This is a genomic window from Lysobacter sp. Soil_N_23 (assembly GCF_057656135.1).
Genome location: NZ_JBDGKY010000023.1, coordinates 58,649 through 65,524, shown reverse-complemented (window position 1 = coordinate 65,524; position 6,876 = coordinate 58,649). Strand labels below are relative to the sequence as shown.

Annotated in this window: 1 protein-coding gene; it reads right to left on the bottom strand. The window is 65.1% G+C overall.

Features of this window, described 5'->3' with window-relative positions:
• Positions 1-240: 240 nt before the first annotated feature.
• On the bottom strand, positions 241-6,642 hold the full coding sequence (locus AC3A3X_RS15340) for an ESPR-type extended signal peptide-containing protein (RefSeq protein ID WP_487583887.1): 6,402 nt from the start codon (positions 6,640-6,642) through the stop codon (positions 241-243).
• Positions 6,643-6,876 lie beyond the last annotated feature (234 nt).

Sequence of the window (6,876 nt, the reverse complement as noted above, 5' to 3'; positions counted from 1 at the left end):
CACGCCCCGCCTTCGGACAGGATGTCCGACGAAGGGGCGGAGCAATCCCCGGCCCGGCGGACGACGCCGTTCCGCAGACGCAAGCCCAATCAGCAACAGCACCAGCAGACCCCTCACCTCGTTCGCGACGACACGCAACGCCAACCTTCACGCAAAGGAAGCAGAACCAAAAAAGGGGGCGGATCGCTCCGCCCCCTCAGCTCACTGGACTTGTGAGCAAAACGACTGTGCCGCCAGGGCTTACCAGCCGAAACCGGCGCCCACGCCTATGGTGGTGTCCTCATCGGTGAACGAAGCACCGGCAGTCAGCGTGGCCCCGTCGTCCCTGAACGCGCGCTGGTAACCCACGGCCATGGCCAGCCTGCCGTTGGTCTCGCCGGCGCCGACGCCGATACGGTTGACCCGCCTCACGCCGCTCATGCTCGACGTCATGTTCGCCATCGCGCTGCTCATGGCGCTGAGGCGATCGATGCGCGCGTCCTGGACCTGGAAGCGATCATCGACATCGCTGCGCAGATCGTCGACCGCGCCCATGGCGCTTTTGAAGCGGTCGTCGGCGTAGGCATTGGCCTGAGTCAGGATGGTGTTGCTCTGCGCCTGCAAGCGGGCATTGAGCTGGGACACATTGACGGCATCGTGGTCGGATACACCGGCAGCCACGTTATGCATCGCCACCGGCTTCGACGCACCTTCACCGCCGAGCGTGACGCTGCTCTTCTCGGCACTGTCGTACGCCACCATCGTCTTGGTCTGGCCCTTTTCGTCGACCACGCCCGCTGCCTTGAGCTGGCCCATGTTCACCGCATCGTTGTCGGCCTTGCCGTCCGCCACGCCCGTCAGCACGCGATCGCCTGCCGTGCCGGTGAAGTTCACCGACTTTCCGTCCGTGGCCTTGCCCACCGTCAGCTGCTCGCCAGGAGCCGCCTGCTGCACCAGGCCAACGGCACCGCTGTTGATCTGGTTGGTCAGGTTGTTGACGTTGGTCTCGACGTTGTCGATACGCACGGTGTTGTTGTAGACGCGCCCGTCGAGGTTGGTGATGGCACCTTCCACGCCGGTGACCTTCGAAGTCGTGCCGTCGGCATTGGTGACCGTGTAGGTCGGCGTCGAGATCGAGCCATCGGCGTTGACCGTCGAACCACCGCCCAGCGCCGTCGTCACCGACTGGCTGACAGCGTGCAGCTGGCGGCCATTGACCGCGTCGGTGCTCGTGGCCGAGACCGCCCCGTCGGCCACGCCGCTGAGCTTGCGTGCTTCGCCGGCCGCGTTGGTGAAGCTGACCTCGCTGCCGTCGGTGTCCTTGCCCACCGTCAGCTTCTGGCCAGCGCCCGCCTGCTGCACCAGACCCACGGTGCCGCTGGTGATCTGGTTGGTCAGGTGGGTGATCTGGGTGGTGTTGTTGTAGACGCGGCCATCCAGGTTGGTGACTGCATCGCCGACGTTGTAAACCGGCGACTGCGAGCCATCGGCATTGGTCAACACGTAGGTCGGACCCGTGACGAGACCGGTGACCGGGTCGATCGACGCGCCGCCGCCCAGGCCGTCGACGACGGGCTTGAGCTGCGAAACGTTGACGGCATCTTCCGCACCGGTGCCGGCGGCCACGCGGGTCAGCCTGCGGGCACGACCGGCGTTGTTGGCGAAATCGACTTCACTGCCATCGGTGCCCGCGCCCACGGTCAGCTTGCTGCCCGCGGCCGCCTGCTGCACCAGACCGATCGAACCGTTGTTGACCTGGTTGTACAGATTTGTCACGTTGCCTTCGACCGTGGTCACGCGGCCGTCGATCCTGGTGACGTCGGTCTTGATGTTGGTGATGTCGCCCTCGTTCTTGGTCACGCGGCCGTCGATCTTGGTGACATCGGTCTTGATGTTGGTGATGTCGCCTTCGTTCTTGGTCACGCGGCCGTCGATCTTGGTGACGTCGGTCTTGATGTTGGCGATGTCACCTTCGTTCTTGGTGACTCGGCCATCGATCTTGGTGACGTCGGTCTTGATGGTGGTGATGTCGCCTTCATTGGTGGTGACACGACCGTCCAGGATGGAGATGGCGTTGGTGTTCTTGGCCACGTCCTGGTTGGTGGCATACAGCTGCGAACCGTTGACCGCATCGACCGAGGTGTCCGACAGGTCGCCGATATCCACGCCGGTCAGTTTGCGGGCGCCATCGGTGCCGGTGAAGTCCACCAGCTTGCCTTCGGTTCCCTTGGCGACGGTGATCGTGTGCGTGGATGCATCCTGCTGCACCAGACCCACCGAGCCGCTGCCGATCTGGCTGTAGAGGTTGGTGATGTCGCCCTCATTCTTGGTCACGCGGACGCCGATCTTGGTTATATCGGTGGCGTTCTTGGCCACGTCCTGGTTGGTGGCATACAACTGCGAGCCGTTGACCGCGTCAGACGAGTCGGCAGTGGCCGCGCCCTTGGCAACGTTGGTCAGAACCTGCGCTGCACCCGGCGCCGAGGCATCGCCACCGGCAGCGACCAGCGAGAGCTGATCCGTGGCCGTACGCTGCACAGGACCCATCGTGCCGTTGCTGATGCTGGTGTTGATGTTGGTGATGTCGGTGGTGTTCTGCGTGGTGCGGCCATCGATATTGGTGATGGCGGCGCCAACATTGTTCACCGTGGTGGTGGTGCCGTCGATGTTGGTCACCGTGTAGCTCGGCGCAGTGATCGAGCCGTCCGCGTTGACCGTCGAGCTACCGCCCAGGGCGGCAGACGTCGAGCTGGCCAGGCCATGGAGCTGGCCACCGTTGACCGCATCAGTCGAATCTGCGGCAACCGTGCCGGCGGCAACATGGGTGATCTTGTTGGTGGCCACGCCGTCATGCGAAGCGCTGAACGATCCGGCGCCGGCATCCCACAACAGCGCATCCTTGCCCAGACCGGTGATGCTGGTGTTGATGTTGGTGATGTCGGTGGTGTTCTGCGTGGTGCGGCCATCGATATTGGTGATGGCGGCGCCAACATTGTTCACCGACGTCTGCGAACCATCGGCATTGGTCACGACATAGGTCGGACCGGTGACGAGGCCGGTGACCGGGTCGATCGACGCGCCGCCGCCCAGGCCGTCGACGACGGGCTTGAGCTGCGAAACGTTGACGGCATCCTCGGCACTGGTGCCGGCGGCCACGCGGGTCAGCTTGCGGGCAACGCCTGCGTTGTTGGCGAAATCGACTTCGCTGCCATCGGTACCCTTGCCCACCGTCAGCTTCTGGCCAGCGCCCGCCTGCTGAACCAGGCCCACGGTGCCGTTGTTGATGCTGGTGCTGATGTTGGTGATGTCGGTCGTGTTCTGCTTGGTGCGGCCGTCGATATTGGTGATGGCGTCGCCAACATTGTTCACCGTGGTACCGCCGACCGTGTAGCTCGGCGCGGTGATCGAACCGTCCGGGTTGACGGTCGAGCTGCCACCCAGGGCATGAGCCGTCGAATCCGCCAGTCCAAAGAGCTGCGAGCCGTTGATCGCGTCGACCGAGCCGGCGGCCACGGTGCCGGCGTCCACGCCGGTCAGCTTGCGGGCACCGGCGGTGCCGGCGACGTCCACCAGCTTGCCGTTGGTGTCCTTGGCCACGGTGATGGTGCGCGTGGTCGCGTCCTGCTTCACCAGGCCGATGGTGCCATTGTTGATCTGCGTGGTGAGGTTGGTGACGTTACCCTCGACCGTGGTCACACGGCCGCCGAGATTGGTCACGTTGGTCTTGATGTTGCTGATGTCGCCTTCGGTGGTGGTGACGCGGTTGCCCAGGTTGGTGACGTTCTGGTCGGTGGCATACAGCTGCGAACCGTTGACCGCATCGGTCGAGCCGGAGGACAGCGCGCCGGCAGTGACGCCGGTCAGCTTGCGGGTGCCGGCCGTGCCGGTGAAGTCCACGGCGGCGCCGTCGGTGGCCTTGCCCACCGTCAGGTTGGCGCCGGCAGCGGTCTGCTGCACGAGGCCGGCCTTGCCGGACAACACATTGTTGATGTTGGTGGTGTTGTTGGCGACATTGCCCTCGACCGTGGTGACGCGGCCGCCAAGGTTGGTGATGCTGGTGGTATTGGCCGTGGTGGCCGTATCCAGCTTGCCCAGCGCGGTGCCGACATCGGCGATGCCAGTCTGCCCCTGGACCGTGTACGACGGATCCTTGATGGTGCCGTCCGCGTTGACCGTCGCGCCGCCGCCGAGCGCGTTGGTCACGCCCTTGAGCTGCGAGACGTTGACCGCGTCGGTGTCGGCCGTGCCCTTGGACACGTACGTGATCACGTGCTCGCCGCCGGCGTTGCCGACCGACACGCTGTTGTCGCGATCCGCGACGGAGTTGGCACCCAACGCGACCGAATTCCAGCCAGTGACCTTGCTGTTGAGACCCAGCGCGGTCGACAGCCGGGTGGTGCCGGTGCCGGTCGCATCCGCGCCCGCACCGATGGCGATGTTGGTGAAGTTGGCCTTGGCATGATCGCCAATGGCGATGGACCCGCCGCCGCCGCCCACGGCACCCGCGCCGATGGCAACGGAGTTGTTGTACGCCGTGGGGTTATAGCCGGAAGCTCCGTTGTTCGCATAGGGATCGTCGCTGCCGTCATTCGCGCCGGTCGCCTTGAAGTAGCGGCTGGCGGTCTTGAGGTTGGTGATGTCGCCTTCGGTGGTGGTGACGCGGCTGCCCAGGTTGGTGACGTTCTGGTTGGTGGCATACAGCTGCGAACCGTTGACCGCATCGGTCGAGCCGGACGACAGGTCGCCGACAGTCACGCCGGTCAGCTTGCGGGTGCCGGCCGTGCCGGTGAAGTCCACGGCGGCGCCGTCGGTGGCCTTGCCCACCGTCAGGTTGGCGCCGGCAGCGGTCTGCTGCACGAGGCCGGCCTTGCCGGACAACACATTGTTGATGTTGGTGGTGTTGTTGGCGACATTGCCCTCGACCGTGGTGACGCGGCCGCCAATGTTGGTGATGCTGCTGGTGTTGGCCGTGGTGGCCGTATCCAGCTTGCCCAGCGCGGTGCCGACATCGGCGATGCCAGCCTGACCCTGGACCGTGTACGACGGAGCGTTGATGGTGCCGTCCGCGTTGACCGTCGCGCCGCCGCCGAGCGCGGTGGTCACGCCCTTGAGCTGCGAGACGTTGACTGCGTCGGTTTCGGCCGTACCCTTGGCGACATTGGCAATCAGGCGCTCGGCACCGGCCTTGCCGACCGACACGCTGTTGTCGCGATCAGCCACAGAGTTCGAACCCAGCGCGACCGAGGACATGCCCGTGACCTTGCTGTCGAGACCCAGCGCCATCGACAGGCGCGTGGTGCCGGTAGCATCCGCGCCCGCACCGATGGCGATATTGGTGAAGTTGGTCTTGGCATGATCGCCAATGGCGATGGCTCCGCCGCCACCACCTGCACTGGCGTTGGCGCCGATGGCAACCGTGTTGTTGTACCCATTGGGGTTGTACTGGGAAGCACCTACGGCCGCAAAGGCATCGTCGGTACCGTCATTCGCACCGGTCGCCTTGAAGTAGCGGGTCTTGTCGCCGAGCTGCGTGCTCAGATTGGTGATGTTGGTGGTGTTGGTCGTGGTGGCCGTATCCAGCTTGCCCAGCGCGGAGCCGACATCGGCGATGTTGGCCTGGCCCTGGACCGTGTACGACGGCGCATTGATCGTACCGTCGGCATTGATGGTCGCGCCGCCGCCCAGCGCGGTGGTCACACCCTTGAGCTGCGAGACGTTGACGACATCGGTGCCCTGCACACCGGCGGCGACATTGACCACCTGGCGCTCGGCACCCGCGCTTCCCAGCGACACGGTATTCGTGCGATCGGCGATCGATTGCGCACCCAGCGCAATGGCATTACTGGCGGTCGCATGCGACTGCCGGCCGATGGCCATGCTCGTATTGGTGCCGGCATCGACCTTAGCCTCCGAGCCAATCGCCACGGAGCGATCGCCCTGCGCATTGGCGGTATTGCCTATGGCCGTGGCGAGAAAACCTGCGTTTGTGGAGTAGCCGATTGCCGTCGACTGCTGGCCGGCAGCCTTCGCCTGCGAGCCGACGGCCGTAGCGAACGACTGGCCGCCGACGGCTCCCGCACCCATGGCAGTGGCGTTGTTGCCAGTGACTACCGCATCAGGACTCCCGGCAGCGTCTCCGTTTGCCTTGAAGTACTTGGTGTTGCCATCGATCGCGGTGAGGGCCGCACCGACGTTGTCGTAGTTTCCACCGGCAACGCTGTAGGTCGGCGCCTTGACCGTACCGTCGGCATTGACGGTCGCGCCGCCGCCGAGCGCGGTGGTCACGCCCTTGAGCTGCTCGACATTGACCGCGTCGGTGTCGGCGGTGCCCTTGGCGACGTTGGCAATCAGGCGCTCGGCGCCGGCCTTGCCGACCGAGACGCTGTTGGCACGGTCGGCAACCGAGTTGGCACCCAGGGCCACGGAGTTGTTGCCGGAGGCGACGGCGTTCAGGCCGATGGCGGTGGCGTTGGTGCCGGTGGCCGTGCCGCCGTCGAGCGAGCCGGCGCTGGCCATGCCGGACGCGGCCAGTGCCGTCACCAGGGTCGCGGCCACGGCCGCCTTGCCGGACGAGGATGCCTTCTTGCGGCCCTTGGCCATCTCCGAGGCGACGACCCAACGGCCGGTGGCGGTATTGAAGACGATTCGAAAGATCTTGTTCATTGCATTGCACCAGAGGAGAGAGAAAGAGCCGCGCGTGGCTTTGGCTGGTGCGAATGCTAGGAACCGGCTTTTTTTGCGGTATGGGGATCGTCCTAATTCGGCCTGACGTAGTCCGGGACCCTCCCCTCACGGCCTCGCGGGACTTTTTCCCCGCCAATTTTCATAATTGATTCAGCCTCGCCAATCCCATTCCGGCAGCAAATGGCACCTGCGTCGCGCCCTTGCGCCGCCTCG